At 67.6% G+C, this 26,202-nt stretch carries 21 protein-coding genes; 6 read left to right on the forward strand and 15 right to left on the reverse strand.

The window, feature by feature from the left end:
• Positions 1-185: 185 nt before the first annotated feature.
• The 5 genes from cfa to EX88_RS26110 all read right to left on the reverse strand — a co-directional run bounded on the left by cfa (position 186) and on the right by EX88_RS26110 (position 4,070).
• On the reverse strand, positions 186-1,322 hold the full coding sequence (gene cfa, locus EX88_RS0116815; RefSeq protein ID WP_031373155.1) for a cyclopropane fatty acyl phospholipid synthase: 1,137 nt from the start codon (positions 1,320-1,322) through the stop codon (positions 186-188).
• Positions 1,323-1,531: 209 nt separating this feature from the next.
• Positions 1,532-2,359, reverse strand: a complete 828-nt coding sequence (locus EX88_RS0116820; RefSeq protein ID WP_031373156.1) for a DUF3298 and DUF4163 domain-containing protein — start codon at positions 2,357-2,359, stop codon at positions 1,532-1,534.
• A gap of 109 nt (positions 2,360-2,468) precedes the next feature.
• Positions 2,469-3,182 carry a pseudouridine synthase gene (locus EX88_RS0116825; protein WP_031373157.1) on the reverse strand — a complete coding sequence of 238 codons (714 nt, stop codon included), beginning with the start codon at positions 3,180-3,182 and terminating at the stop codon, positions 2,469-2,471.
• Between the two features lie 175 nt (positions 3,183-3,357).
• Positions 3,358-3,633 (reverse strand): GNAT family N-acetyltransferase, encoded by a 276-nt coding sequence (locus EX88_RS0116830; RefSeq protein ID WP_031373158.1) that lies wholly within the window; start codon positions 3,631-3,633, stop codon positions 3,358-3,360.
• A 134-nt stretch (positions 3,634-3,767) separates the two neighbouring features.
• A complete protein-coding gene (locus tag EX88_RS26110) occupies positions 3,768-4,070 on the reverse strand; it encodes a hypothetical protein (protein WP_152566321.1) in 303 nt (100 codons plus the stop codon).
• 25 nt (positions 4,071-4,095) lie between these two features.
• Between EX88_RS26110 and EX88_RS26115 the strand changes: the two genes are divergently transcribed.
• Together EX88_RS26115 and EX88_RS0116845 are read left to right on the forward strand one after the other, a co-directional pair.
• A complete protein-coding gene (locus EX88_RS26115) occupies positions 4,096-5,286 on the forward strand; it encodes a hypothetical protein (protein ID WP_152566322.1) in 1,191 nt (396 codons plus the stop codon).
• 161 nt (positions 5,287-5,447) lie between these two features.
• On the forward strand, positions 5,448-5,651 hold the full coding sequence (locus EX88_RS0116845; RefSeq protein WP_031373161.1) for a hypothetical protein: 204 nt from the start codon (positions 5,448-5,450) through the stop codon (positions 5,649-5,651).
• Between the two features lie 104 nt (positions 5,652-5,755).
• Here the strand turns inward: EX88_RS0116845 and EX88_RS0116850 are convergent, their stop codons facing one another.
• From EX88_RS0116850 to EX88_RS0116860, 3 genes are all read right to left on the reverse strand, one after another.
• The gene (locus EX88_RS0116850; protein WP_031373162.1) at positions 5,756-6,376 is read right to left on the reverse strand and encodes a rhomboid family intramembrane serine protease; all 621 of its coding nucleotides are present in this window, start codon (positions 6,374-6,376) and stop codon (positions 5,756-5,758) included.
• Between the two features lie 112 nt (positions 6,377-6,488).
• Complete coding sequence (locus EX88_RS0116855) at positions 6,489-8,126, reverse strand: oligopeptide:H+ symporter (RefSeq protein ID WP_031373163.1); 1,638 nt, start codon at positions 8,124-8,126, stop codon at positions 6,489-6,491.
• A 267-nt stretch (positions 8,127-8,393) separates the two neighbouring features.
• Entirely contained in the window at positions 8,394-9,020 is a 627-nt protein-coding gene (locus EX88_RS0116860; RefSeq protein ID WP_031373164.1) for a glutathione S-transferase family protein, read from the reverse strand.
• Positions 9,021-9,510: 490 nt separating this feature from the next.
• On the opposite strand from EX88_RS0116860, the gene EX88_RS0116865 reads away from it, so the two are divergent.
• The 3 genes from EX88_RS0116865 to EX88_RS0116875 all read left to right on the forward strand — a co-directional run bounded on the left by EX88_RS0116865 (position 9,511) and on the right by EX88_RS0116875 (position 13,903).
• Positions 9,511-11,298 (forward strand): M14 family metallopeptidase, encoded by a 1,788-nt coding sequence (locus EX88_RS0116865; protein WP_031373165.1) that lies wholly within the window; start codon positions 9,511-9,513, stop codon positions 11,296-11,298.
• Between the two features lie 250 nt (positions 11,299-11,548).
• Positions 11,549-12,472 (forward strand): endonuclease/exonuclease/phosphatase family protein, encoded by a 924-nt coding sequence (locus EX88_RS0116870; protein ID WP_051885226.1) that lies wholly within the window; start codon positions 11,549-11,551, stop codon positions 12,470-12,472.
• A gap of 51 nt (positions 12,473-12,523) precedes the next feature.
• Complete coding sequence (locus EX88_RS0116875; protein WP_051885227.1) at positions 12,524-13,903, forward strand: esterase-like activity of phytase family protein; 1,380 nt, start codon at positions 12,524-12,526, stop codon at positions 13,901-13,903.
• Between the two features lie 374 nt (positions 13,904-14,277).
• On the opposite strand, the gene EX88_RS0116880 is transcribed toward EX88_RS0116875, so the two are convergent.
• Together EX88_RS0116880 and thpR are read right to left on the reverse strand one after the other, a co-directional pair.
• Complete coding sequence (locus tag EX88_RS0116880; RefSeq protein ID WP_031373168.1) at positions 14,278-14,892, reverse strand: YdeI/OmpD-associated family protein; 615 nt, start codon at positions 14,890-14,892, stop codon at positions 14,278-14,280.
• Between the two features lie 45 nt (positions 14,893-14,937).
• Positions 14,938-15,522, reverse strand: a complete 585-nt coding sequence (thpR, locus tag EX88_RS0116885) for an RNA 2',3'-cyclic phosphodiesterase (protein ID WP_161786140.1) — start codon at positions 15,520-15,522, stop codon at positions 14,938-14,940.
• A gap of 158 nt (positions 15,523-15,680) precedes the next feature.
• Here thpR and EX88_RS0116890 point away from each other — a divergent pair, with 158 nt between their 5' ends.
• Positions 15,681-16,217: a nuclear transport factor 2 family protein gene (locus EX88_RS0116890; RefSeq protein WP_051885228.1), complete on the forward strand. Its 537-nt coding sequence runs from the start codon at positions 15,681-15,683 to the stop codon at positions 16,215-16,217.
• Positions 16,218-16,319: 102 nt separating this feature from the next.
• On the opposite strand, the gene EX88_RS0116895 is transcribed toward EX88_RS0116890, so the two are convergent.
• From EX88_RS0116895 to EX88_RS0116915, 5 genes are all read right to left on the reverse strand, one after another.
• The gene (locus EX88_RS0116895) at positions 16,320-17,321 is read right to left on the reverse strand and encodes a TauD/TfdA family dioxygenase (RefSeq protein ID WP_036149263.1); all 1,002 of its coding nucleotides are present in this window, start codon (positions 17,319-17,321) and stop codon (positions 16,320-16,322) included.
• A 66-nt stretch (positions 17,322-17,387) separates the two neighbouring features.
• Complete coding sequence (locus EX88_RS0116900) at positions 17,388-19,640, reverse strand: DUF5916 domain-containing protein (RefSeq protein ID WP_051885229.1); 2,253 nt, start codon at positions 19,638-19,640, stop codon at positions 17,388-17,390.
• Between the two features lie 50 nt (positions 19,641-19,690).
• Positions 19,691-20,647 (reverse strand): TauD/TfdA family dioxygenase, encoded by a 957-nt coding sequence (locus EX88_RS0116905; RefSeq protein WP_031373173.1) that lies wholly within the window; start codon positions 20,645-20,647, stop codon positions 19,691-19,693.
• Between the two features lie 85 nt (positions 20,648-20,732).
• Positions 20,733-21,500: a thioesterase II family protein gene (locus EX88_RS0116910; protein ID WP_031373174.1), complete on the reverse strand. Its 768-nt coding sequence runs from the start codon at positions 21,498-21,500 to the stop codon at positions 20,733-20,735.
• Positions 21,497-26,167: an amino acid adenylation domain-containing protein gene (locus EX88_RS0116915; protein WP_152566323.1), complete on the reverse strand. Its 4,671-nt coding sequence runs from the start codon at positions 26,165-26,167 to the stop codon at positions 21,497-21,499. The genes EX88_RS0116910 and EX88_RS0116915 overlap by 4 nt, the downstream gene beginning before the upstream one ends.
• Positions 26,168-26,202: the final 35 nt, after the last annotated feature.

Below are 26,202 nucleotides of genomic sequence, written 5' to 3' on the forward strand. Positions count from 1 at the left end.
TGATACAAACGCAGAAGTGAGTTGAGAGAAGTGAGGAATGAGTAAAGGCAAGAGCGGCTTTTCGCTCACTTCTTACTCCTCTCTGCTCACTTCTGATTGTCTCTGCTCACTTCTGATTGTCTCTGCTCACTTCTGATTGTCTCTGCTCACTTCTCACTCCTCCCGCTCACTTCTCCTCCCGCCCCTCACCGCGGCGCGACGTAACCGCCCGGCACGCCGTCGGGCGACAGCACCAACTGCCACAGCTGCGCATGGCGGCTGCGGAAGGTCGCCATCGAGGCGGCCAGATAGAACCGCCACATGCGCCGGAAGCGCTCGTCGTAGCGCGCCGCATCCAAATGCTCCCAACCGCGCTCGACGTTGTCGCGCCAGGCCTGCAGGGTCAGGTCGTAGTCGGCGCTGAAGTTGTGCCAGTCCTCGATCACGAAACGGTCTTCGACGTGCTCGGCGATCTGCTTGGCCGAGGGCAGCATCGAGTTCGGGAAGATGTATTTGGCGATCCACGGGTCGGAATGGGTGACCGAGCGGTTGCCGCCGATCGTGTGCAGCAGGAACAAGCCGTCGCGCTTGAGGCAGCGGCGGGCGACGTCGAAATAACCGGCGTAGTTCTTGACCCCGACGTGCTCGAACATGCCGAGCGAGAAGATCCGGTCGAAGGGCTCGTCGAGCTCGCGGTAGTCCTGCAGGCGAAACTCGATCGGCAGCCCGGCGCAGAGCTCGTCGGCCAGATCGGCCTGCTCGCGCGACACGGTCACGCCAACCCCGCGGATGCCGTAGCGCTCGGCGGCGAACTTCAAGGCCTCGCCCCAACCGCTGCCGATGTCGAGCACGCGCATGCCCGGGCGCAGGCCGAGCTTGCGGCAGACCAGGTCGAGCTTCGCCTCCTGCGCCGCATCCAGGTCGTGCAGCGGCTGGCCGCGCTCGTCGCGCCAATAGCCGCAGCTATAGACCAGGCGCTTGCCGAGCATGGCCCGGTAGAGGTCGTTGCCGAGGTCGTAATGGCGCTCGCCGATGGTGAAGCTGCGGCGGTGGCTCTGCAGATTGACCAGGTGCGCACGCAGGCCGTCGAGAATCGCTGCCCAGCCGTGGACCTGCTCGTCGACATGGGCGCGCATCAGGCGCACCAGCATCTCGTCGAGCGAGTCGGTATGCCACATGCCGTCCATGTAGGACTCGCCCAGGCCGAGCGAGCCTTGCGCCATCACCCGGGAATAGAACTCCTCGTCTTCGACGCGGATGTCCCAGGGCCGCTGGCCGCCGACGCGCACGTCGGCCAGTTCCAGCAACCCCTCGACTCGTTTACGCAGCGACGCAACGGACATGTCGGCCTCGGCTCGGTCGTTGAAACGCTCGGCACTGCCTGCGGATCAGGGCGCTGATCGACCCGCTGTTCCCTGGACCACGCTTCCGGGGCAGCGCGCATGCCTGCCGCGTCGCCGCACCATAACAAACGCCTCGTCGCGCGATGTGCCGGGCTTGGCTGTTTCGCGCGCGCTCCGGCGGCGGTCGGACCGCCGGGCCGTGGCGGCGCTCAACCTCCGCCGCTGAACATCGCGCGGTACTGCGGCGCGACGTGCGGCAGCAGCGCCGACGCTGGCACCTCGACGGTCTGGGTACCGTCCGAATACGGGCCGACCTCGTACGGGGCGAACACGAACTTGAGCCCGCTGAGCTTGCCGTCGGCGGCCCGGACCGGTTCGAACATGGCGAAGTTGGCCGGGTCGGCCGAGGTGCCGTCGTCGATCATGCGGCCGCCGGTCTCCATTTGTTCGGCGCGCACCGCCGGCGCCGGGTCGTCGGCGTCGATGCGCTGCGACAGGGCCGAGTGCAGTTGCTCGCGGACATAGCGCGAGATCGCGTCCCAGCCTTGCTTCTGCGGCACCAGCTCGGCGGCCTTGAGCTGCTTGTTCTGCTTGGGCAACCAGACGAAACGCGCGATCAGCGGCGCGGCATGGGCGCCGCCGGTGTAGCTGCTGCCGTCGGCCGACACCGCCACCAGGTCGGGCGTGTCGAGGATGTCGTTGAAGGTCAGCGACAACTCGTACGGCGACGGGTTTTCTTTCGCGGTGCGCCCGTTGGCCGACTCGATCAGCTCGGCGCGCGCCTGGTCGGCGTAGGTCTTGAGCTCTTTCGCCAGGCCCGGGTATTTCGCCGCCTGCGTGTCGTAGGTGATGCCGACCACGTAGTTCGGCGTGGTCTCGACGACTTCCTTGAGCTCGATCGGTGCGTCCGCGACGACCACCGGTGCCGGCAAGGTCGAGGCCGGGTCGGCCGGCGCCACGCCGGGCTGAGGCGAGGCTTCTTTCTTGCAGGCCGCCAGGGCCAGCGCAAGCAGGGAGACGGCGATGACACGCTTCATACAGCAATCCTTTTGGCAGACGTCCATGGTTGTTTCGCGCGACATTATCGCGCAAAGCGTGACGTCCACATCTAGACCGCCCTCGGTCCGCCGCTATCCGCGGCGCCGTTCACCACTCGTTGCGGTGAGGCAACAGGCCCTGCAGTTCCTGGTCGGTCAGATTGCGCCATTGGCCGGGCTTGAGGTGGCCCAGTTTGACGTTGCCGATACGGGCGCGCAGCAGTTGCTTGACCCGAAAACCGAAGTGCGCGGCCATCAGGCGGATCTGCCGGTTCAAGCCCTGCACCAGCACGATCCGGAAACCGAAGCGGCCGAGCTTGCCGGTCTTGCACGGCAAGGTGGTCTGGCCGTGGATCGGCACGCCGCGGCCCATGCCGCGCAGGAACTCGGGGGTGACCTCGTGGTTCACCGCGACCAGGTATTCCTTTTCCAGCTTGTTCTCGGCGCGCAGGATCTCGTTGACGATGTCGCCGTTGCTGGTCAGCAGGATCAGGCCTTCGGAATCCTTGTCGAGGCGGCCGATCGGGAAGATGCGGCGCTCGTGGCCGACGAAGTCGACGATGTTTTCCTTGACCGTCGACTCGGTGGTGCAGACGATGCCGACCGGCTTGTTGAGGGCGATGTAGACGTGCTGGCGCTTGCCCTTGACCACCGCGCGCGCGCGCAGGATCTCGCCGTCGATGCGGACCTCGTCGCCCTCGCCGACTTCGGCGCCGACCCCGCCGCGCATGCCGTTGACGGTGACCCGCCCTTCGGCGATCAAGCGGTCGGCCTCGCGGCGCGAGCAGAAGCCGGTGTCGCTGATGTGTTTGTTCAGACGCATAAAGACAGGATGCCGGAAACCGGCAGCAGACGGGCGAAGGGCGCGTAGGCTGGCACAGCGGCGCCGGCTTGGCGACCCCTGGCCGCGTTCGGATTCAGGGGCGGGTGCCCGATGCGCGGGCCCGAGGCTGGCTCAAACCTCCCGCGCAACAGCCTGGGCCACACGCCGCCGGGCCTCAGCCCAGTTGCTCGGTGTATTCCGGGTGGCGTTGGATCCAGGCCGCCGCATAGGAACAGGCCGGGCGGACCTTGTAGCCGGCTTCGCGGGCGTATTCGAACGCCGCCCTGACCAGGTCGCCGGCGATGCCGCGGCCGCCGATCGCCTCCGGCACCAGGGTGTGGGTGATGACGAGCTGGTCGCCGTTGAGGTGGTATTCGAGCAGGGCCTGCACCCCGTCGACTTCGGTGAGGAAACGCTGCTGGTCGGGAACGTGGCGAACGGAAACGGCCATGGGTCTACCTGGGATGCGAATGAGGGCGGCCATCGGGGGCCGCAGTTGGAGAATATCGAGCCGCGATCGGGGGCCGCGCGGGCGGCCCCCGCCGGGACGACGAACCGGACCGGTATCCGGCCCGGTGCCGGGGCTCAGCGATTATCGCGCTTGCCCTGGTTGTGCCGGTCCTGGGTGCCGATCGATCCCTGGATGGCGTCCATCCGGCTTTCCGCGGCATGCAGTTCCTCGGCCTTTTGCGCCGCACCGGGCGACTGCGGGCCCGACTGCGGCACCTGGCCGTGCTTGGACTCGAGCTGCTGCCAGGGCTGCGCCTCGCGTGCCTGCTCCTGCTTGGCTTCCAGCAACTGACGGGTGTTGGCCAGGGCCTGTTCCGGGGTGATGCGCGGACGGCCGCCCTCGTCGTCGCCGCTGCCGGCGGCCTCGGACGCCTCCAACGCGGCCTTATCTTCACGCTGCGGCGTGTCGGCGCCGGCCGGTTCGGCTTCGGCGGCGGCACCGGCTGCGACCAGGCTTCCGGCCGCGCCGGACGATTGCGACGTCCGTGAGCGGTGGGTTTGTGCCTGCAGCGCCGGCGCGGCCGACTCCGAAGCGGCCGCGGACGCCACCAGAGAGCTCGCTGGCGAAGGGCTCGTTGGCGAAGGGCTCGTTGACGAAGAGCTCGCTGGCGAAGAGCCGGCCGCCGAGGTATCGGCCTCGACCGGTTTCTTGGCCTTGCGCGGTTTGGCCGCGGCCTTCGCCGGCACGCCGGTCACCGCCGGCGTCGCCACCAAGGGGGTGTCGACGACCGCATCGGTCGGCGTCACTGCCGCGACGCGGCTGTCGATCAACGGCGCCAACGGGGCCGCCGGCGTCGCCGCCCGCGGTCGGGCCGCGCGCGGCGCAGGCGCCTGGGCGACGGGCTTGCTTGCGGCCGGCTGGCTTACGACGGTTTTGCTTACGGCCGGTTTGTTGGACGCTGGCTTGTTCGCTGCAGGCGCGGCCTGCTTGGCCTTGTTCGGCAACGCCGTTTTCGCGGTGTTTTTCGCCGCTTTCCCGATCGCAGCCGACTTGCCCCCGGCCTGCTTGATCGAAGCGGGCTTGATCGAAGCCGGCTTGGCCGAGGCGGGTTTGGACGGGATAGTTTTCTTGGCGTTCACCCGGCTGGCGGTCTTCGCCGCGCCGCGCTTGCCGGCCGCGGCCTGCCTGGCCGGCGCTTTCTTGACACTGACTTTCCTGACACTGGTTTTCTTGGCGACGACCTTCTTGGCGCTCGCCTTCTTGCTCGCCGTCTTGCTGGCGCTCGGCTTCTTGGAGACGGCCTTCTTGGCCGCCGCCTTCTTGATGGCGGTGGTCTTGCCCGCGCCCTTCTTCGCCGGCGCTTTCTTGCTTGCGGCCTTCTTGGCGACGGCCTTCCTCGCCGGGCGCTTGTTCGCCGCGCTCTTCGCGGCCGTGGTTTTCTTGGCCGCCTTGGTCGCGGCCTTGCGCGCAACCTGCTTGCCTGCGCGCTTCGCGCTCTTGCCCGCGGCGCTCTTGCCTACCGATTTACTGACTGACTTGCTGACGGACTTGCCGGCTTTCTTGATCGCCATGCCCTGCTCCTGTCGGTTTTTCCGGATGAGCGGTCACCCCCAGTGCCTGTTTGTTAACACGCACGACCTTCATGACGGGTGAGCAAAGGTGAGACTCGACCCAGAGCGTCAGCCGCCTGTTCCTGACCGCCCGGTGTTGACACGATGTGTCACTTTTGGAACGCCGAAACCCCTTGAAATCGATGGCATGGAATGTGCTTCAATGTGAAGTACGTCACACTGTGAAAACAAAGGGGGTCTCAGATGCGTTACTTAAAATCCCTCGACGACGACCAGCAGGCCGAAGCCGATATCACCCGTCTTTATGAACTCGTGCGCACCGCCGAGCCCGATGCCGCCGAGCTGCGCCGGCTGGATGCCCAGATCTATGCCGGGCTGATCGCCTCTTACAGCGACGAAGCCTACGAGATCGGCACGGCCGTCAATGCCGCGCAGCTCCTGTCCTGAGCATCGCTCAAACGGCAACGGCGGCCTGAGCCGCCGTTCGCAAAGCCGCAATCCGGGGACGCGGCGATACGACATGGCAGCGGCCGAAGCCGCTGCCGCCCTTCTCAGCCGCCGAAGAAACTCGGCAGGCTCGGGCTCGCGAGCCGCTGCAGGAATATCCAGAAGATATTCGGCTCCATCAGCAGCATGAACAACACACCGTAGATCGCGCCCGACAAATGCGCGTTGTGGTTGATGTTGCCCTGGCCGCGCTTGTCCATCCAGTACGAATAGCCGACATAGGCCACCGCATAGACGATGGCCGGCACCGGGATCACGAACACGATGATCCAGCTCCAGGGATTGACCAGCACGAAGGCGAACAGCACCGCCGACACCGCGCCGGACGCGCCGAGGCTGACGTAGCCGCCGTCCTTGCGATGGCGCAGATAGCTCGGCAGGATCGCGACCACGATCGCCGACAGATAGAAGAACGCGTAGCCGAACGGCCCGACGACTTCGCCGAACAGGCGCTCGACCGCGCCGCCGAAGAAATACAGGGTGATCATGTTGAACAGCAGGTGCATCCAGTCGGCATGCACGAAGCCGTGGGTCAACAGACGGTCGTACTGACGGAAACGCTCGATTGCCGGCGGCCACAGCACCAGGCGCTCGTACAGGCTGCGTTTCTCGAAGGCTTGCCACGTCACCAGCGCGGTCACGGCGATCAGGATGAGGGTGATCAGCATCGGTTCGGATTCTCGTCGGCGCGTCCGGCCGGGCCGGACTCGCTCAGGTCGGCTCGCCCGGCGGCGCCGGGCGGGTTCGGATGGGGGCGTTCAAGCTTGGCTGCGTCGTTCACGCGGCCTGGCGGTAGTGGTCCTGCATCGGGTAGCTGCGCGCGTACAAGGCGAATGCGGCCGCCGCGACGAAGGCGAAACCGGCGAAGAAGAACATCAGGAAGGCGTTCTCGCTGAGCCCGGTCGCGGCGATGTGGGTGGTCACCGCCTCGTTGCGCACCGCGGCGTTGGTCAGCATCACCCACAGGTTGCCGAAGGTGCTGGTGAGGTACCACAGCGCCATGATCACGCCCTTCATCGCGTGCGGGGCCTGGCTGTAGGCGAACTCGAGCGCGGTCGCCGAGACCAGCACCTCGCCGAGAGTCAGCAGCACGTAGGGAAGGACCTGCCATGCCAGCGACATGGGGTGGCCGGCGTCCATATACAACTGCAGCACCGCCGCCACGATCCAGGACAGGCCGGAGATGGCGATGCCGAAGCCCATGCGCCGCAGCGGCGTCGGCTGCAGGCCGATACGGCGCAGCGCCGGGTACAGCAGCAGGTTGTTGAACGGGATCAGCAGCATCACCAGCAGCGGATTGATCGCCTGCATCTGCGAGGCCGCGGCGCGCGCGCCGCCTTCGCCGGAAATCAGCCAGGTCGGCCACCACCACAGGTCGGTCGGCACGAACATCTTCTGGCCCTGCAGCACCCAGGTCGATGCCTTCTGGTCGAACAGCGACCAGAACGGGGTCACGAAGGCGAACACGATCAGGATGCGCAGCACCGCGCGCACGCCGTCGACCGCGGCGTCGGGGTGCTTGCCGCGGGCGCGGTCGAGCTGCAGGGAAATGCCGTAGCCGCCGAAACCGATCAGCAAGCCCAGCGCCAGGCAGGCGCTCTTGACGAAGCCCATCGCCGGCACCGCGGTCAGCGCCAGGGCGCCGACCGCCAGGGCCACGCCGAGGCCGGCGACGATCGCGCCGGGATTGCCCTGCCCGGCCACGCGCGCGCTCAGCGCGGTGCGGGCGACGTTGAAGAAGGAGTCCGGATCGGGCGCATCGCGGGTCGGCGGCACCCGCACGTAGCGGTTGCGGCCCAGCCAGAAGATCAGCGTGGCCAGGAACATCAGCGCCCCGGGAATGCCGAAGGCGATGCTCGGGCCGTACTCGCGCAGGAAAATCGGCATCAGCAGCGAGGCGAACAGCGAGCCGAAGTTGATCGTCCAATAGAAGGCATCGAAGACCAGCTTGGCTTTGTGCTTGTTGCTCTGGTCGAACTGGTCGCCGCAGAACGACACCACCAGGGGTTTTATCCCGCCGGCACCGAAGGCGATCAGGAACAGGCCGGTATAGAAACCGGCCTGGCTGTGCTCGAACATCGCCAGGCAGGCATGGCCGACGCAGTAGATCAGCGAGAACCAGATGACCGTGTTGTATTTGCCGAAATAGCGGTCGGCCAGCCAGCCGCCCAGCAAGGGGAAGAAATAGGTGCCGATCATGAAGCTGTGGAACACCTCCTTGGCGAGGTGTTCGCGCTCGGCCAGGTCGGAGGTCGAAGCCAGCAGCAGGGTCCCGACCAGGAACGAGGTCAGGATGTTGCGCATGCCGTAGAAACTGAAGCGCTCGGCCGCCTCGTTGCCGATGATGAAACCGATCTGGCGGGGCATTTTGCCCTGCGAATCGGCGGTGGCGGGGGCGGTGGCGGCTTGGCTCATCTACGGCAGTCCTCGGCGGTCGGGCGCGGAGGCGGTCGATAAGCGCCCCCGCTGGACCCGGGCGCGACGGCGACCGGGCGGTCCAGCCCTACAGCCTAACCGATCGCCCCGGCGGCCGGCCTGACCGCAGCCGCCGGCTCAGGGCCGGCGGCCGGGCCCGCCTGAACCGGTTTGGTTTGGCTTGGCTAGGTCGGCTTGGCTGGGTCTGCTTGCTTGGCCGGTCCTGCCCGCCCGTTCAGATCGCCGGCGTTGCCGCCGTACAGCGCTTCAAGCCCATTCGGTCAGCCCTTCGCGCTCGTACACGGTGGCGAAGGACGGCCGCGCCTTCATGCGTTGGGCGAACGCGCCCAGGTGCGGCCAGTCGTGCGCCGGCCGCGGCATCTTGCGGGTCCAGCGCATCAGCATGGTCAGGTAGAAATCGGCCGCGCTCAGGCGCTCGCCGAGCAGGTACGGGCCCTGCTTGGCGAGTTGCGCGTCGAGGCGTTCGCACGCGGCCTCGATGCGCGCCTGCGCACCGGCACGCACCGCCTCGTCGTCGGCCTGCAGGTCCCACGGATACCACCACAGGCGCAACGGCGATTGCAGGGTATTGGTGAGGTTGAAGATCCATTGGTTGTATTCGGCGCGCTGCGGCTCGTCGAGCGCCGGCGCCAGACCGGCCTGCGGATGACGGTCGGCGAGAAACATCGCCAGGCCCGCGGCTTCGTAGCGCGGCTGGCCGTCGACGATCAGGGTCGGCACCACCCCGTTCGGATTCAGCGCCAGGTACTCGGCGTTCTTGTGCGCGCGGGCTTCCATATCGACCGCTCGCAGTTCGTGCTCGATCCCCATCTCGATGAGCAGCCAATGGACGACGAAGCTGGCGGTGCCGGGCGAATAATAGAGCGCGTACATGCGGAGGACTCCGGAAGTGAGGGCGACAGTCTAGGGGAGCGATGGCGGTTGCGGGGTTGGATCGTTGGAGGGAGCAAAAGCAAATCCCCCCTGCCCCCCTTTCCAAAGGGGGAACAGCGCTGACAGATCAGGAGCAAGTCGCCTTCCCATGAAGACGCCCCTCTGAAAGTCGCCCCTGCAGAAGTCGCCCTCTGAAAGTGGCCTCGCTGAAAGTCGCCCCCTTTGAAGAAGGGGGCTGCGCGCTGCGCAAGTCCGATGCAGTGGCGAACCCTAATCGCGCGGGGGATTTGCTTTGCGCTCGCGAGCGACCACCGAAGCGGCACATCGCATGGTCGCACCGACCCATTCCCCCACCTTTGCCTCGAAGCCGTCCTCCTGACAGCAGGCTGTCAGCAGTCTGCGTATTTGTGTGTGGATCGGACCCTCGCGGCCAATCCAGAGGTGCGGTTCTTCGCTACCATGCGGAGCGATTCCGGGGAGAACCGATCCGATGCCACGTACCGCCACACGTACCGTCCTGGTCGCCGCGATGCTCGCGGCTGCTACCACCCCGCTGCACGCCGCCGCAGCCGACGACGCCCTGAGCACCGTCGCCGAGCGCAGCGGCTTCCTCAAGACCGGCCGCTACGACGAAGTGATCGCCATGTGCGCGTCCTTCGCCAAGCGCTACCCCGACGCGGTGCGCTGCGAGGAGTTCGGCACCACGCCGGAAGGCCGGCCGATGAAGCTGCTGGTGGCGACCCGCAGCGGCGCGTTCACGCCGGCGCAGGCCCAGGCCAAGTCGCTGCCTGTCACGTTGATCCAGGGCGGCATCCACTCCGGCGAGATCGACGGCAAGGACGCGGGCTTCCTCGCCCTGCGCCAGATCCTCGACGGCGAGGCCGCGCCAGGCGCGCTCGACAAGCAGGTGCTGCTGTTCGTGCCGGTGTTCAACATCGACGGCCACGAGCGCTTCGGCCGCTGGAACCGTCCCAACCAGCGCGGCCCCGAGGAAATGGGCTGGCGCACCACCGCGCAGAACTACAACCTCAACCGCGACTACCTCAAGGCCGATGCGCCCGAAATGCAGGCCATGCTCAAACTGGTCGGCACCTGGGACCCGTTGGCCTACATCGACCTGCACGTCACCGACGGCGCCAAGTTCGAACAGGACGTCTCGATCCAGGTCGAACCGGTGCACTCCGGCGACGCCGCGCTGCGCCCGGCCGGCTTGGCTTTGCGCGACGGCGTGATCGAACGCCTCGCCAAGCAGGGCTCGCTGCCGGTGTCGTTCTACCCGTCCTTCATCGAAACCGACAACCCGGCCTCGGGCTTCGAAGACGCGGTGCCGCCGCCGCGCTTCTCCAACGGCTACATCCCGCTGCGCAACCGCCTGGGCATGCTGGTCGAAACCCATTCGTGGAAGGACTATCCGACCCGCGTGCGGATCACCCGCAACACCATCGTCAACGTGCTCGAACTGGTCGCCGGCCACGGCAGCGACTGGCGCCGCGAAGCCCTGGCCGCCGACCGGCGCGCGCAGGCGCTCGGCGGCCAGCCGGTCGCACTCGACTACAAGGCCACCGACAAAGTCCGCGACGTCGCCTTCCGCGGCTATGCCTATACGCGCACGCCGTCGGAGGTCTCCGGCGCGCTGATGACCCGCTACGACGAGACCAAGCCCGAGGTCTGGAACGTAAAACTGAAATACGACATCCAGCCCAGCCGCGTGGTCGAAGCACCGCGCGGCGGCTACCTGGTGCCGGCCGCGCATGCGCCGTGGGTCGCGGCCAAGCTCGACCAGCACGGCGTGAGCTATCGCCGCCTCGGCGCCGCGCTCAAGGATGCGCAGGTCGAGACCTTCCGTTCCGACAAGACCGAGTTCGCCGCGCAATCGGTCGAAGGCCACCAGCGCGCCACTTTGAGCGGCGCCTGGAAGCCGGAAAACCAGAGTCTGGTCGCCGGCGCGCTGTTCGTACCGATCGCCCAGTCCAAGGCACGCGTGGTCATGGCCCTGCTGGAACCGCAGGCGCCCGATTCGCTCGCGGCCTGGGGCGAGTTCAACAACGCCTTCGAGCGCAAGGAGTACATGGAGGACTACGTCGCCGAGGAAGTGGCGCGCGAGATGCTGGCCAAGGACCCGAAGCTGAAGGCCGAGTTCGAGGCGAAGATCAACAACGATCCGGCCTTCGCCAAGAGCCCGCAGGCGCGCCTGGACTTCTTCTATCGTCTGCATTCGGCCTGGGACGTGCGCTACAACCAGTACCCGGTGGTGCGTACGCAGCAGGTGCCGCGCTGATCGTCGGCGCGCGCTGAAGTAACGAGCCGCAACGCGCGGAGCCCCAGTGGCTCCGCGCGTTTTTTCTGCCCGGCTAATCGAGACTGCGCTTCAAAGGGTAGGAGCGGCGTAAGCCGCGACCGCCGAAGCGACGATCGAATCGAAACGACGCGGCTACCGGGACGAGATCGCGGCTTGCGCCGCTCCTACCCTGGCCTCGCCCGAGCCGCGCTATCCTCGACGCCTGTCCCGATCGGAGCGTCGCGTAGCCATGCGAACCTTCCCTTCTGCCGCGATCGCGCCGATTCCGCGTTCGTTCGCATCCGCGTTCGCCGCGGTCCTGCTGCTCGCCGGCGTCGCTGTCGCCTCGCAAGCGCTCGCCGCCGAAAAGACGCCGCCGGTCGAAACCCGCGCGACCACGGTGACCGTGCTCAGCTTCAACCTCTGGCACGACAAGGGCGATTGGCCCAAGCGCCGCGCCATGATCCTCGCCGAGATCGAGCGCCTGAAGCCGGACATGATCGCCCTGCAGGAAGTGCTGCAACGCGACGGCCTGCGCAACCAGGCCGAGGACCTCGCCGCCGCGCTCGGCTATCGAGTGCAATTCGTCTCGGTCGACCCGCCCGGTGCGGCGCGCCGCTACGGCAACGCCCTGCTCACCCGCAAACGCCCCGAGACGCGCGAGATGCGCAAGCTCGAACCGCTCGACGACTACCGCACCGCCGCGCACGCCCGGCTGCGCCCGGGCCCGCCGCGTACCCGTATCGACGTCTACGCCACCCACCTGCATAACGACCAGGCCGGCGGCGCCATCCGCGCCACGCAGGTATCGAGCCTGCTGAATTTCATCGACACCACCGCGCAGGGCAGCTACGTGATCGTCGCCGGCGACTTCAACAGCGCTGCCGACTCGCCGGAACTGCAGGCGCTGGCCGCGCGTTATCGCGACGCCTACGGCAACGCCCATCCCGATGCGTCGAGGAATGTCACGGCCCATACCACCCTCAACCCCGCCTACCTGCCGGCGCAGCGCATCGACCACGTCTTCTACGACCCGATCGGCTTCGAACTCGTCGAGGCCCGCGTCGTGCTCAAGCAAAGCCGCGATGGCGTCTGGCCCTCCGACCACTTCGGCCTGCTGGTCAAGCTGCGTACCCGGCCCAAGCTCGTCACCCTGCGCGCGTCACCGAACTGACACTTGCGGCGACTAGCGTGGGTGGGTTCCCCTGCCCCGCCGGAGCCCCGCATGATCCGTTCGACCCTGACTTCGTTGTTGCTCGCCTGCGCCGCGACCGCTTTCGCCGCCCCCGCCGTCGCCGCTCACTGGTCGCTGACCGACCTCGTCGAAACCCCGGCGACCCAGCGCGATGCGGTGCGTCTGCCGCCGGGCACGCCCGACCAGGCCAACCTCAACCGATTCGGTTTCTATTCCGACCTGACCTACAACGCACGCGACGGCTACTGGTACGCCCTGTCCGACCGCGGCCCCGGCGGCGGCGTGATCGACTACGCCACTCGCGTGCAGCGCCTGCGCATTCCCTACGACCGCCGCAGCGGCCGCATCGGCCAGCCCATCGTCGATAAGACCGTGTTGTTCAGCGCGCGCCGCGGCGACAGCTTCAACGGCCTCAACCCGCAGTTGCTCAACGGCGACGCCGCCAAGCTCGGCCTGAGTTTCGACCCGGAAGGCTTCGCCGTGGGCCGCAACGGCCACTTCTACGTCGCCGACGAATACGGCCCGAGCCTGTACGAATTCGCCCCGAACGGCCGCTTCCTGCGCGCCTTCGCCACGCCCGCCAACCTGCAGCCGCGCAACGCCCAGGGCCAGCTCGACTACGTCGGCGACCGCAAGCTCGTGGTCAGCGGGCGCCAGGACAACCGCGGCTTCGAAGGCCTCACCCTCACCCCGTCCGGCGACAAGCTGTACGCGGTGATGCAGGACCCGCTGGTGCAGGAGGGCGCCAACAACGACGGCCGCCGCAGCCGCAACGTCCGCATCGTCGAGTTCGACCTGCGCAGCGGCCGTTCCAACGCCCAGTACGTCTATCAACTCGAACCGATCGCGACCTTGAACGCGCTCGATCCGTCCAGCGACGACGATTTCTCGGCGACCCACCAGGGCCGCAGCATCGGCCTCAGCGCGATCCATGCCTTGAGCGACCGCGACTTCCTGGTGCTGGAACGCGACAACCGCGGCCTCGGCGTCGAAGTCACCGCCGCACCGCTGCATAAGCGCGTGTACCGGATTTCGTTGCGCGGCGCGAGCAACGTCGCCACGCGCTCGCTGGCCGGCAGCAACGACCTGCCCGCTGGCGTGCGTCCGGTCGACAAGGCGCCCGAACTCGACATCCTGGCGGCCCTGCGCGGCGCCGGCGCCCGCGACATCCCCGAGAAACTCGAGGGCCTGGCGATCGGCCCGCGCCTGCGCAACGGCAAGCACCTGGTGCTGATCGGCAGCGACAACGACTACAGCGTCACCCAGAGCGGCGCCGGCGAGCAGTTCGAGGTTTGCGTCGATCGCCGCAGCGGCGAACGCGCACAGGTTCCGCTGGATGCCGATTGCCCGGCCGGCAAGGCCCGCATCCCGGGCACCCTGGTTGCCTTCGCGGTCGATTTCCGCCGCTGAGGCGGACGGATGGTCGCCTCCATCAGACTTGGCCGGAATTCGGCCGTCGAACACCTTTGCTGTTCCCCCCTTTGTAAAAGGGGGGCTTGGGGGGATTTGCTTTTTGCCCAATGGCATCGGCCGATGTAACCCAGCAGGCCAAAGCAAATCCCCCGCGCTGCATGAAGCCGTCACTGCATGAGCGTGACGCCGGGCGCTCGCCCCCTTTGGCAAAGGGGGCAAACTGGCGCGGCTGCGTAGCGAGTGGCGAGTGGCGAGTGGCGACTAGCAAGGCTTGCCAGCTCGACCGTGCTGTTCCCCCTTTTGCAAAGGGGGCTGGGGGGCTTGCCTTTCGTCCAAATCGCAAGAATCAGCGCATGCAGCGAACCCCGCCCTCACTTCGCCATGTACTTCCAATTGCGCCCCTTGCCCTCGGCCATCCACTCCACGGCCTGGGCGACCCGCGCCTTGCGGGTGTCCTCGCGCTTCGCGCTCTCGATCCATTCGACATAGTCGCGCCGCTGGCTCGGCGGAAACGCCTCGTAGGTCGCCTTGGCCTTCGCGTTCTTCTTCAGCGCCAGCGCGGCGGCCAGATCCGCGGGCAGTTCGACCGGCGGCTTGGGCTGCGCGCGCTTGCTCGCAGGACGCGTTACGCCGGCCTCGATCAAGGCCATCGCCTGCTTCACCAGGCCAGTGAGTTCGCGCTTGCCGGGCAGGTCGCCGATCTTGCTCAGACGGCCGAACTGGCCCATCGCATCGCTGTCGGCGGACTGCTGCGCACCGACGATGTTCGCGCCCTGCCAGAAGCCGAAGGTGGCGTGTTGCTTGAACGCCGCCATGCTGCACATCAGCTTGCCGCGGTAAACGAAACTCGGTATGCCCCACTTGATCGCTTCCTCCACCTGCGGACAGGCCGCGTGTACGACCGCGCGCAGGTGTTCGAGGATCGGCTGCGCGAACGGCGCCGCCTTGGCGATATAAGCATCGATGCGCGGATCGGACTGGCTCATGGCGGTCGACCGTCGGCCTGGCGATGAGGCCATATTCTGCGCCGCTTACGCGCTAAGCGGCCACTGCCCCAGCACGTCGTAGGCGTTGCGCGAGCCGAGCTGGCTGTGGATAAGGACGAAGGCGTCGACGCGCCAATCGATGGCCTCGATGGCAATCGGCGGATGCAACGGACGCACGGCGTCGCGGACGATGGTCACGTGCGGCACCAGGGCGCGCCCGGACTCGACCCGCACGCCTTCCTTGGCCAAGGCCACGCCGAGCCGTTGGTACAGGCCGTCCAGGGCCTCCGGCGTGCGCTCGCTGCCGAGCCACCAGGGCACCGACTTGTTGCGGAAACTGCCGGCGCGGTCGAGCCGCAGGTCGAACGCCGGCAGGACCAAGCTAGCCGCCGCGGCCTGCGCCCGCGCCGCGCGCTCGGGCTGGAACTCGGAAGCGTCACCGAGGAATTGCAGGGTCAGGTGATAACGGTGAGCGCCGATCAGGCGCCCGCCGGCGTCGTGTTCGCGGTGCAGGGCCGCCGCGGCCGCGGCGATGCGCGCCTGGGTCGCCGCATCGGGCAACAGGGCGAAGAACAATCGATGAACATCGGGCGAAGCGGCCGGCGCCGCGAACAGCGAGTCTTGATGCATGGCCGCAGTGTAAAGCCCGCGCCGCGGCCTGCCCATTACGCGAACTGGGTCGACTCCGCCGCACAGGCGCTGGGGCATGATGAGCGGGCCGCCGGCCGGCGGTTCGATAGCCTTGCGCGCCCGATCGCGGCGGCGCCCCCCAGCGAATGGAGTCCCTCATGAAGTCGATCCTGAATCTATGCGCCCTCGCCTTGCTGGCGCTGTCCCTGCACGCCCATGCGCAGACGGCGCCGGCTGCGGCCCCACAGGGCTCCGACAAGCATGAGCAAGACCGACGCGCGCAAGCCAGGCGCGAAATCGAGGGCATCGTCGAGACCTTCAAGGCCGCGATCATCGCCAAGGACTCGGCCACCCTGAAGGGCCTGTTCCTGCCAGAACACAATTCCTGGATCCTGGTGTCCTCCGACGAAGAGTTCCGCCAGCGCAAGGCCAAGAACCCCAAGCTCAAGAAACTCGAGCCCGGCACCTACGTCGAGTTCGCCGAGCAGATGAGCCAGGGTAAGGAACGCTTCGAAGAGAAGTTCTCGAACGTGAAAATCGAAACCGACGGCGCCATCGCCAGCGTGCATTTCGACTTCGTCTTCCTCGAAGACGAGCGCATGACCGGCAAGGGCCAGGAAGCCTGGCAGTTGGTCAAGACCGAACAGGGCTGGAAGATCAACGCGGTGGTCTACTCCTCCTACCCGCTCCAGTAAGCCCGATGCTCCCGGCCCGCGCCGGGAGCATCGCTGAGCGGCATGCAGACGAGCGCTGCCGCACTTATTCGCTCAAGCCGATACAGCGCCCAGCGGCGCGGCTCAGGCCGTCGCCGCGAGCGGCACCGGTTCATTCGAGGCGCGCTCGGAGTACGCATCCAACAGGCTCGCGACGATCTTGCGGGCACCGCTGAACGGCTTGCGCCCGTGCGCCATCTGCATGTTGTCGAGCAGCATCACGTCGCCGACCTGCCAGGGGAACCGGATCGAGGCCCCGGCGAAAGCCTCGCGTACCGCCTGCAGGTCCTCGGCGGTGATCTCGCCGCCGTCGCCGTAATAGGCATGACGTGGCAAACGGTCGGCACCGAACATGTTGAGCAGCGAGGTCGCCACTTCGGCGCCGAGGTTGCTGACGTGGAACAGGTGCGCCTGGTTGAAGAACACGCGTTCGCCGGTCAGCGGGTGCCGCGCCGTGCCGTGGTTGGTCTGGGCGGTGCGCAGGGTTTGCGCATCCAGCCACTCGTGGACGATGCCGTTGGCCTCGCAGAAACGCGCGACTTCGCCGCGGTCGGAGGTCTGGAACACCGTCTCCCAGGGAATGTCGACATAGGGCCGGTAGTGGCGCACATAACGCACGCCACGCGCCTCGAAGCGGTCCATACGCTCCTCGCCGATGGCGGCGGCGACCCGACGCATGTCGGCGATCGGGGTCTCGCCGCCGCTCTGCGGCGCCACCAGGCAGCAGAACGCGATCTTCAGCGGCCAGTCGCGCTGATAGGCGTTCTCGCAATGCAGGGCGATCTCCTGGTCGGGCGGGTACTCGGTGGCCGTGAACACGCCCTTGCCGACCGAACTGCGCGGGGTCGAGCGATAGGTGTAATCGAGCGCGCGCGGCGACACCGCTTCGCCGAAGCCCTCGAAGTCGCCGACCGAAGCGACGTCGAAGCCGCGGAACAGCAAGGCCCCGTGTTCAAGCAGGCGCTCCTCGATCAGTTCGCGGCGTGCCGAGACGAAGGCCGCCAGATCGCGCTCGCCGGCGCCGGGTTCGAATACGCGCGGTGCGCGGCCGTCGGCGAACAACGCGGTTTCCTTGAAAGCATGCATGTCCAGTACTCCTGTGAAACGCGGCGCCGCGGTAGCCGCCGCGGCGCGTGACGATGTTGGGGCCGCTCAGAACCGATAGCGGATCTTGGCCAGCAGTTGGTCGGAATCGCGCAATTCCAGCGCGTCGGTGAACTGATCGTAGGTGCCGAGCGGGTCGCGTTCGAGGAAGGTCGAGCCGCCGCGCGAATAGGCCACGAAGATGTCCGACTGCGGGCCGAGCAGATAGCGATAGCGCAACTGCAGGCCGAAGTTGTTGACGTCGAAGTCCGCCCTCGCCTGCCCGCTCGCCCGCATCTGCCCGTTCGGCTGCAGGATGTAGCCCTGGCCGCCGTCGGCCCGCACCGAGGCCCACTCGGTCTTCAGGCGCACCTCGTGATGCAGACCCGGAAACCAGCTCAGGTTGAGGCTGGCGTAGTCGCCGCGCCGCGAGTAACGGCCGAAGTTACGGCCGTCCTCCCAGATCAGCCAGTCGCTGCCGCGGTCCGGGCTGAAGATCAGTTGGGCATTGAAATCGTCGTTGGGATACCAGACCGCACTCAGCTCCAGCTCCGGCGTGGCCTTGCCCGACAATCCCTGCGGCAACATCGACAACGCCGCCCCGTAGGTCCAATCGCCGTAGCGGCGGCTGACGAATTCGGCCTCGGAGCGATAACGCTGCGAGCGCTTCCACAGGCCGTTGCCGCGCGAGATCAGGTCGTCCCAACCGGAGCTGATCAGGCTGACGTTGAAGTTCAGGCGGTTGCCGCTGCGGTAGTTGTAGTTGTTGACGATCGCCAGGGTGGTCGGCAGACGGTCGCCGCGGTCGTTGCTGCGCGCCTGCAGGTCGGCGAACCAGCGCACGCTGCGCAGGTTGGCGTCCTCGTCTTTGACGCGGTGGACGTAGTCGGCGGCGAGCTTGACCTCGTTGAGGCTGGCGCGGCGCTGGTAACCCAGGTCGTTGAAGTCGAGGTGGTTGCCGACGTGATTGGCCTCGAAGCGATAGCGCCAGCTTTCCGACGGCGTCCAGTTGACGCGCATCCAGGCGCCGCTGTCGTTGACGCTGCGGCCGCGCTGGTCGATGAAGCTGCCGAGCACCTGGCCGTTGATCACCAGCGCATCGCTCGGCCGCCAGCTCATGTCGACCGCCTGCACCTGCGCGCTGCGGTCGCGGAACGGGCGTTCGGTGTCGGTGCCGAGCCAGCCGATGCTGAGCTTGTCGTGCACCGGGAACAACAAACGCGCGGCGTAGAAATCGCGACCGGCCTCGCCGTCTTCGGTCGCTGCCAGCACGCCATAGCTGAGCCGGCCCAGCGAGCCGTTGAGCTTGATCGCGGCGTCGATGTCGCTGGCGCCGCTGCCGTCGTCGGCATCGCCGCCGATGCGGCGGGTGTGGATCAACCGCCCCTGGTCGGGCGTGCTGAGGTCGAAGATGCCCTGGTTTTCGGTGAAGAACGGGCGCCGGTCGCTGAAGAAGGTCTCGATGGCGTCGAAGTTGATCACCAGGTCGTCGGACTCGACCTGGCCGAAGTCCGGATTCACCGTCGCGCTCAACTGGAAGCGCGGCGACGGCTTCCAGAACAGATCGACGCCGCCGTTGTACTTGGTGCGGCCGGTGATCATGTCGTGGTTGGCGGTGACATAGGGCCAGAAGTGCAGCAAGGCCTTGCGGTATTGCGGAATCTCCAAGCGCTCGAAACCCGAAACGAAACGGCCGCGTTCGATCGACACCGCCGGATAGGACTGGCGTTCGCCGTTGCCGCCGAGCACGCGGCTGAAATACACCGCGATGTTGCGGCTGGGCGAATCGGTGCCGCGCATCGGCGCGACCGTCCACGGGATCAGCATCTCGACCTGCCAGCCGTTCTCGGTCTCCTCGACCGCCCAGCTCCAGTCGGTGTCCCAGTCGTAGTTGGGCACGTTCTCGTTGGTCACCACGCCGTCCATGATCGAGCCCGACAGGCCGACGCTGAAGGTGTAGGCGGTGCGGCCGTCGCCGTCGAAGTCGACCATGAAGTTGACGCCGTCGATGACGTCCTCCTGGTCGCGCTCCAGGCGCGGTTTGACCCGCGCGAACGCCGGCGACTGTTCGAGCACGAAGGCGACGACGATGCCGTCCGGCGTCGACAGCAGGCGTGCCTGGGTGCCGCTGCCGCTGTCGGGCGCGGTCAGACGATACGGCTCGGTGACCTTGAAGTCGTCGTAGCGCTTGGCCTGTTCCCATTCGGTTTCGTCGAGCTTGCCGTCGATCACGATCGAGGCGCAGGCCGGCGAGCTGACCAACAGGGTCAGCATCAGCACCGAACCGGCGCGCAGCCGCGAGGCGGGAAAATCTGCAGTCATGTGGTGTCCAAAAGTGGGGCTGGAAGAAGGCGTGGCGCGTCGGGTCCGGATCAGGTCTCGGACAGATAGGCGAGCGTCTTGCGTTCTCCCTTGAACGATTCGCGGCCGTGCATCATCAGGATGTTGTCGATCATCAGCAGGTCGCCGCGCTGCCAGTCGAACAGCAGCTTGCTGGCGTCGAGCGCGCGGCGCACCTCGGCCAGGGCTTCCTCTTCCATCGGCTCGCCGTCGCCGTACTCGCATTCGTGCGGCAGGTTGCCCTTGCCGACCATCTGCTCGTACATGCTGCGCAGCTGCGGGTTCAAGGCCGAGGGGTGCCACTGCTCGGCCTGGTTGAACCACACTTCCTGGCCGGTCTGCGGATGGGTGACGAAGGCGTCGCAACGCGTGGTCACCCGCAGCACGCCGTCGGCCTGCCAGCGGCAGGTCGAACCCTGCTCGGCGGCGATGCTCTCGACCTCGGCCCGGTCCTGGGTCTGATAAGTGGTCTGCCAGTTCTTGCCGAGCGGGATGCTCGACTGGAAATTGCGCACGTAGTTGATGCCGCGCTCGCGCAGCTTGCGCACGATCTCGTCGGGCACCGCGCGCAGCACGTCGCTGCTGTTGGCCAGCGAGGTCTGTCCGCCCGAGGCGGCCGGGATCACGCTGTGGAAGAACAGGCGGCGCGGCCAGCGCGGCAGGTAGGACATCTCGTTGTGCAGGCTGATCACTTCGCTGGCCGGGTATTCGGTCGAGGTGTAGACGTCGGCGGCGACGCGGCTGCGCGGCGAATTGCCGCCGATGTAGTCGAAGGCCTGCGCGCCGAGGCGCTCGGAGCAGGCGCGGAAATCCTCGGCGCCGGCGAGTTGGAAGCCGCGCAGCAGGATGCCGCCGTGCTTGAGCAACCAGGCCTGGACCTGCTCGCGGTTCTGGACGAGGTAATCGTGCAGCGCCGCCTGGCTGGCATCGCCGGCGGGGGTGATCACGATCGGATGGTGGTCGGAGTTGAACAGCGCGTTGACGTTCATGGCAGGTCCCTGTCGTTCTTGAAATCCGTAGCGTTCGAAATACTGTGCGGTTGCGGTCTCGCCCGGCGCGATGCCGGCGCGGCCGCTATACGCACAAACTTGCGGTCAGTTCCGCGTTGAGTTGCTCCAGCACCGCGGCGCGCTGGCTGTTGACGAAAAAGTGGCCGCCGTCGAACCAGGTCACCTGGCAGGCGCCCGAGGTTTCTTTGTGCCAGCCGTCGACCTGGCCGGGCTCCTTGTTCAGATCCTCGCGCCCGGCGAACACGCTGATCGGCATCGGCAACAGCGGGCCGTGTCGGTAGCGATAGTTCTCGGCGATGGCGAAATCGGCGCGGATCGCCGGCAGCAGCAGTTCCATCAGCTCGCGGCTTTCCAGCACTTCCGGCGGCGTGCCCTCGTACTCGCGCAGCACCTCGGTGAACTGCGCATCCGACAAGGTGTGCAGTTGCCGGGTCGGGCTGCGGAACTGCGGCGCATGGCAGCCGGACATGAACAGTTGGCTCGGCGTGCTCAAGCCGTGCAGGCGCAGGTAACGGCTCAGCTCGAACGCGACCAGGGCGCCGACGCTGTGGCCGAAGAACGCGCACGGCAGGTCGTCCATGCGCGAGATCACCGGCGCCACCGCCTGCAGCAATGCCGGCAATGACCCGATCGGCTCCTCGGCGATACGCGCGCTGCGCCCCGGCAACTGCACCGCGCAGACTTCGACGGCCGGGTCGAGCGCCTCCTGCCAGCGGAAGAAGTTGAAGGCGTTGCCGCCGGCGTAGGAGAAGCAGAACAGCCGCATGCGCCGGGTCGAAGACGGCGTACGGATCAACCACGGCGTGGTCTGCAAGGAAAGCGACGAACTCATGTCAGGGTCTCGGCGAGGGCGCGCTCGGCATCGGCGCCGATACGGGAAGTGCGCGTGGACGAGGGATGGGCGAGGAACTCGGCGATGGCCGCGGCGATGCGCTGCGCATGCGGCTCGGCCAGCATGGCGTAGTGGCCGGCATCGACCGCGACCGCCTCGAAGCCGCCGCTGATCGCCTCGATGCCTTCGGCTACGCGGCCCGAACCATCGGCGCGGAAGGCCTGCACCGGCGCGTCGATGCGGCTGGCTGTATAGCCCGACAACAGTTGCAGATGCGCACGGGTCACCGGCCACTGCGCCTGCAGATGGGCGAAGGCCGCGGCATCGGCATCGCGCCAGCCCAGACGCTGCAACAGCGGCTCGACTTGTTCGAAGCGCTGCGCCGACAGCACCTCGATGGCCAGCCCGTCGAACTCGACCGACCTCGGCCAGGCCAGGCCGCGCCCCTGCAACTCGGCGCGCAGGGCAACCTCGGCCGCGCGCATCGGGTCCTTGTCGAGACCGGCGATGGGCAGATGGGTATCGAGCAGGCCGAGGTATTCGACCCGCTCGCCGGCGGCGAGCAACTGCTGGGCGATCGTCGCGGCGAGAATGCCGCCGCTCGACCAACCGAGCAGACGATACGGACCTTGCGGCTGCAGACTACGGATCGCCTCGACCTGGGCCTGGGCCATCGCCTGCAACGAGGCCGGGCGCTGCGGCAAGCCCGCCGCTTCCGGCGATTGCAGGCCGTAGACCGGCCCGAGTACCGCCAAGCGCGCGGCCAGGGCGGCATAGAACGAAACCTGGCCGCCGACCGGATGCACGCAGAACATCGGCCGGCCCGTCGCCGCCGCTTGCAGCGGCACGCACAGCGAGGCCGGGCGCAGGTCTTGCTCGTCGATCGCCGCCGCCAATGCCGCCAAGGTCGGCGCCGAGAAGGTCGCCGACAGCGGCACGGCCACGCCGAGGCGCGCACGCAGTTCGTGCACCACCCGGATCGCCAGCAGCGAATGGCCGCCGAGTTCGAAGAAGCGGTCGTGCCGCCCCACCCGCTCGACGCCGAGCAATTGCGACCAGACTTCGGCGATGACCGCTTCGGTCGCGCCCTGCGGCGCAGCGTAGGCGTGCTGGACCCGCGCCGCGCCATCCGGCGCCGGCAAAGCGGCGCGGTCGAGCTTGCCGTTGGCGGTCAGCGGCCAGCCCGGCAGCACCACGAACGCCGCTGGCAGCATGTGTTCGGCGAGCGAGCGCGCCAGGCGCTCGCGCAACGCCGCCGCAGTCGGTGCGGCGTCGCCGCGCGCCAGCAGATAAGCCACCAGACGCTGGTCGCCGGCCTGGTCTTCGCGTGCGACCACCACCGCCTCGCGCACGCCGTCGCATTCGCCCAGACGGGCCTCGATCTCGCCGAGTTCGATGCGGTGGCCGCGGATCTTGACCTGGAAATCGTTGCGGCCCAGGTATTCGATGCGACCGTCCTCGTGCCAGCGTCCGAGGTCGCCGGTGCGGTACATACGCGCACCCGCCGTGTCCGCGAACGGGTCGGCGAGGAAGCGCTCGTCGGTGAGCTCGGGCCGATGCAGGTAGCCGCGGGCCACGCCGGCGCCGCCGATGTGGATCTCGCCGGTCACCCCGACCGGCACCGGCTGGCGTTCGCCGTCGAGGATATAGAGCTGGGTGTTGGCGATCGGCGTGCCGATATGCGGGGCAACGCCGGCGCGGATCGGCGCCAGGGTGGCGTCCACCGTGCACTCGGTCGGGCCGTAGACGTTGAAGCAGCGCAGCGACGAGGCCGCGGCGGCGTCCCAGGCGCGCGCCGACAGCGCTTCGCCGCCGATCAACACCATGCGCAGATCGGTGCCGTCGCGCCGCAGCAGGCCACGTTCGATCAGCAACTCGAACTGGGCCGGCGTGCAGTCGAAGGCCTGGATGCGTTCGCGCACGAGGAACTCCAGCATCGCTTCGGCGTCGGCGCGAACCTCGGCCGGCACCAGCACCACGCTGCGGCCGGACAGCAACTGTGTCAGCGACTGCAGCGAGGCATCGAAGGACAGGCCGGCATTGAGCGCAACCCGCGCGCCGGCCGCGCAATGGATGAAGGCCTCGCCCTCCAGCGCAGCCCACAGATTGAGCACGTTGCGATGCTCGACCATCACCCCCTTGGGCCGTCCGGTCGAACCGGAGGTGTAGATCGCATAGGCCAACTGCTGCGGGCCGATTCCGGTCAGCTCCGGATCGTGTTCGGGTTGTTCGGTCAGGCCGGCATCGTCGAGCAGCACCAGCGGCAGCGCGGTCGCGAGCGGCGATGCCGCGGACGTCGTCAACAAGGCCACCGGCGCGCTGTCGGCGAGCATGTAGTCCAGGCGCTCGCTCGGATAAGCCGGGTCCAGCGGCACGTAGCCGGCGCCGGCCTTGAGGATGCCGAGCACGCCCACGATGGTCTCGAGCTCGCGTTCGACCCGGATCGCGACGCGATCGTCCGTACGCACGCCCAGCGCGATCAGGCGATGGGCGATGCGGTTGGCGCGGCGGTTGAGTTCGGCATAGCTCAGGCTGCGTTCGCCGCAGACCAAGGCCTCGGCCTCGGGCGTGCGCCGTGCCTGCAACTCGAAGCCGCGATGAATCGAGGCCGGCAGATCGAAGCTTGCCTCGGTGTCGTTGAAGCTGCGCAGCACCTGCTCGCGCTGCGGCGTGCCCAGCAATGGCAACGCGGCGATGACGCAGCGCTCGTCGGCGGCCATGGCTTCGAGCAACGACACCAGGCAGGCGGCGTAGCGTTCGGCGGTGGCCCGGTCGAACAGTGCGGTCGCATAGGCCAGGCTGCCGGAGATGCCGTCGGCGCCGTCGGCCAAGGCCAGCGACAGGTCGAACTGGGTCGTCGTCAGCGGGCTGTCGATCGATTCCAGCGCCAGCCCCGGCAAGCTCAGCGCGCCGCCACCCGGGGTGTTGTTGAAGGCGAACATGGTCTGGAACAGCGGCCCGTAGCTCAAGCTGCGTACCGGCTGCACCGCCTCGACCACCTGCTCGAACGGCAGCTCTTGGTGGGCGTAGACATCGAGCATGGTCGCCTTCACCTGCGCCAACAGTTCGGCGACGCTGGCTTGGCCATCGACGCCGATGCGCAATGCCAGGGTGTTGACGAAAAAGCCGATCAGCGGCTCGATCTCGGTGCGCTGGCGATTGGCGACCGGACTGCCGATCACGACCTCGTCCTGCCCGCTCAGGCGCGACAGCAAGCTCGCCCAACCCGCGAGCAAGGTCATGAACACGGTCGTGCCGTGACGCTGCGACAAGGCGCGCAAGGCCGCCGAAGCCTGCGCCGACAGACGCAGCTCGACCCGATCGCCGGCATAGCTCTGCACCGGCGGGCGCGGACGGTCGCTCGGCAGTTCCAACAACGCCGGTGCCCCACGCAGTTGCCCGCGCCAGAACTCGACCTGCTCGCTCAGCGCTTCGCCCTGCAGCCATTGCCGTTGCCACACCGCGTAGTCGGCATACTGAATCGGCAGCGGCGGCAGTGGATCGGTGCGGCCCTCGTGGAAGGCCGCATACAACGCCGCCACTTCGCGCACCAACACGCCAATCGACCAGCCGTCGGAGACGATGTGGTGCTGGGTGACCAGCAACACGTGCTCGTCGTCGCGCAGATGCAACAAGCGGCCGCGGATCAGCGGGCCGCGAGCGAGATCGAACGGTGCACGGGCCTCTTGCAAGCTCAAGCTGGCCAGCGCATGTTCGCGCGCCGTCTCCTCGAGTTCGCGCAGGTCGTGTTCGATCAGGGCGAAGCCGACATCGGCCGCGGCGATCAGCTGCACCGGCTCGCCATCGACCTCGGCGAAACACGTGCGCAGGTTTTCGTGACGGGCGACGACCCGGTTGAGCGCGGCCTTGAGCGCCTCGCGATCCAACCTGCCGCTCAAACGCAGCGCCGCCGGCATGTGATAAGCCGCGCCGGCGGCCGGATCGAGTTGATCCAGGAACCACAGGCGTTGCTGCGCCCACGACAGCGGCAACGGCCCGTTGCGGTCGGCCACTGCGATCGGCGCCAACGATTCGGCGGCGCGGTCGATGCGATCCAGGGCGCGCGCCATGCCTTCGAGACTCGGCTGCGCGAACACTTCGCGCAGGGCGAACTCGAGGCCCAGGGTCGAACGCAGTCGAGTGACCAATTGCAAGGCCAACAGCGAATGCCCGCCGAGTTCGAAGAACTGGTCGTGGCGGCCGACGCGCTCCAGGCCGAGCAGCTCGCACCAGATCTGCGCGAGCGCGGTCTCGACCTCGCCCTGCGGCGCTTCGTAATCGCGCCGGATCACCGCGTCGTCGCCCGGCGCCGGCAGCGCCTTGCGGTCGAGCTTGCCGTTCGGGGTCAGCGGCAGGGCCGCAAGGGTCACGAAGGCGCTCGGCAGCATGAACTCGGCCAGGCTGCGCGACAGTTGCTCGCGCAGGTGCGCCGCCGACAGCTCGACGCCGTCAGCGGGGACCACATAAGCGATCAGCCGCTTGTCGCCGCCCTCGCCTTCGCGCGCCACCACCACCGCTTCGCGCACGCCCTCGCAGGCCGCGAGCTTGGTCTCGATCTCGCCGAGCTCGATGCGGAAGCCGCGGATCTTGACCTGGAAGTCGTTGCGGCCCAAATACTCGATGGTGCCGTCGGCCCGCCAGCGACCGAGGTCGCCGGTCTTGTACATGCGCGCGGTTTGGTCCGCGACGAAAGGATCGTTGA

The organism is Lysobacter antibioticus (genome assembly GCF_000731095.1).
Taxonomy (GTDB): domain Bacteria; phylum Pseudomonadota; class Gammaproteobacteria; order Xanthomonadales; family Xanthomonadaceae; genus Lysobacter; species Lysobacter antibioticus_B.

What these genes read in the sequence shown, in the direction of transcription:
- EX88_RS0116830 (WP_031373158.1), bottom strand. Translation starts at nt 3,633, where the DNA reads ATGGCCGTTTCCGTTCGCCACGTTCCCGACCAGCAGCGTTTCCTCACC.
- EX88_RS0116890 (WP_051885228.1), top strand. Translation starts at nt 15,681, where the DNA reads ATGAAGTCGATCCTGAATCTATGCGCCCTCGCCTTGCTGGCGCTGTCC.
- EX88_RS0116875 (WP_051885227.1), top strand. Translation starts at nt 12,524, where the DNA reads ATGATCCGTTCGACCCTGACTTCGTTGTTGCTCGCCTGCGCCGCGACC.
- cfa (WP_031373155.1), bottom strand. Translation starts at nt 1,322, where the DNA reads ATGTCCGTTGCGTCGCTGCGTAAACGAGTCGAGGGGTTGCTGGAACTG.
- EX88_RS0116915 (WP_152566323.1), bottom strand. Translation starts at nt 26,167, where the DNA reads ATGTACAAGACCGGCGACCTCGGTCGCTGGCGGGCCGACGGCACCATC.
- EX88_RS0116855 (WP_031373163.1), bottom strand. Translation starts at nt 8,126, where the DNA reads ATGAGCCAAGCCGCCACCGCCCCCGCCACCGCCGATTCGCAGGGCAAA.
- EX88_RS0116910 (WP_031373174.1), bottom strand. Translation starts at nt 21,500, where the DNA reads ATGAGTTCGTCGCTTTCCTTGCAGACCACGCCGTGGTTGATCCGTACG.
- EX88_RS0116870 (WP_051885226.1), top strand. Translation starts at nt 11,549, where the DNA reads ATGCGAACCTTCCCTTCTGCCGCGATCGCGCCGATTCCGCGTTCGTTC.
- EX88_RS0116905 (WP_031373173.1), bottom strand. Translation starts at nt 20,647, where the DNA reads ATGAACGTCAACGCGCTGTTCAACTCCGACCACCATCCGATCGTGATC.
- EX88_RS0116820 (WP_031373156.1), bottom strand. Translation starts at nt 2,359, where the DNA reads ATGAAGCGTGTCATCGCCGTCTCCCTGCTTGCGCTGGCCCTGGCGGCC.
- EX88_RS0116865 (WP_031373165.1), top strand. Translation starts at nt 9,511, where the DNA reads ATGCCACGTACCGCCACACGTACCGTCCTGGTCGCCGCGATGCTCGCG.
- EX88_RS0116900 (WP_051885229.1), bottom strand. Translation starts at nt 19,640, where the DNA reads ATGACTGCAGATTTTCCCGCCTCGCGGCTGCGCGCCGGTTCGGTGCTG.
- thpR (WP_161786140.1), bottom strand. Translation starts at nt 15,522, where the DNA reads ATGCATCAAGACTCGCTGTTCGCGGCGCCGGCCGCTTCGCCCGATGTT.
- EX88_RS0116825 (WP_031373157.1), bottom strand. Translation starts at nt 3,182, where the DNA reads ATGCGTCTGAACAAACACATCAGCGACACCGGCTTCTGCTCGCGCCGC.
- EX88_RS0116845 (WP_031373161.1), top strand. Translation starts at nt 5,448, where the DNA reads ATGCGTTACTTAAAATCCCTCGACGACGACCAGCAGGCCGAAGCCGAT.
- EX88_RS0116895 (WP_036149263.1), bottom strand. Translation starts at nt 17,321, where the DNA reads ATGCATGCTTTCAAGGAAACCGCGTTGTTCGCCGACGGCCGCGCACCG.
- EX88_RS0116860 (WP_031373164.1), bottom strand. Translation starts at nt 9,020, where the DNA reads ATGTACGCGCTCTATTATTCGCCCGGCACCGCCAGCTTCGTCGTCCAT.
- EX88_RS0116880 (WP_031373168.1), bottom strand. Translation starts at nt 14,892, where the DNA reads ATGAGCCAGTCCGATCCGCGCATCGATGCTTATATCGCCAAGGCGGCG.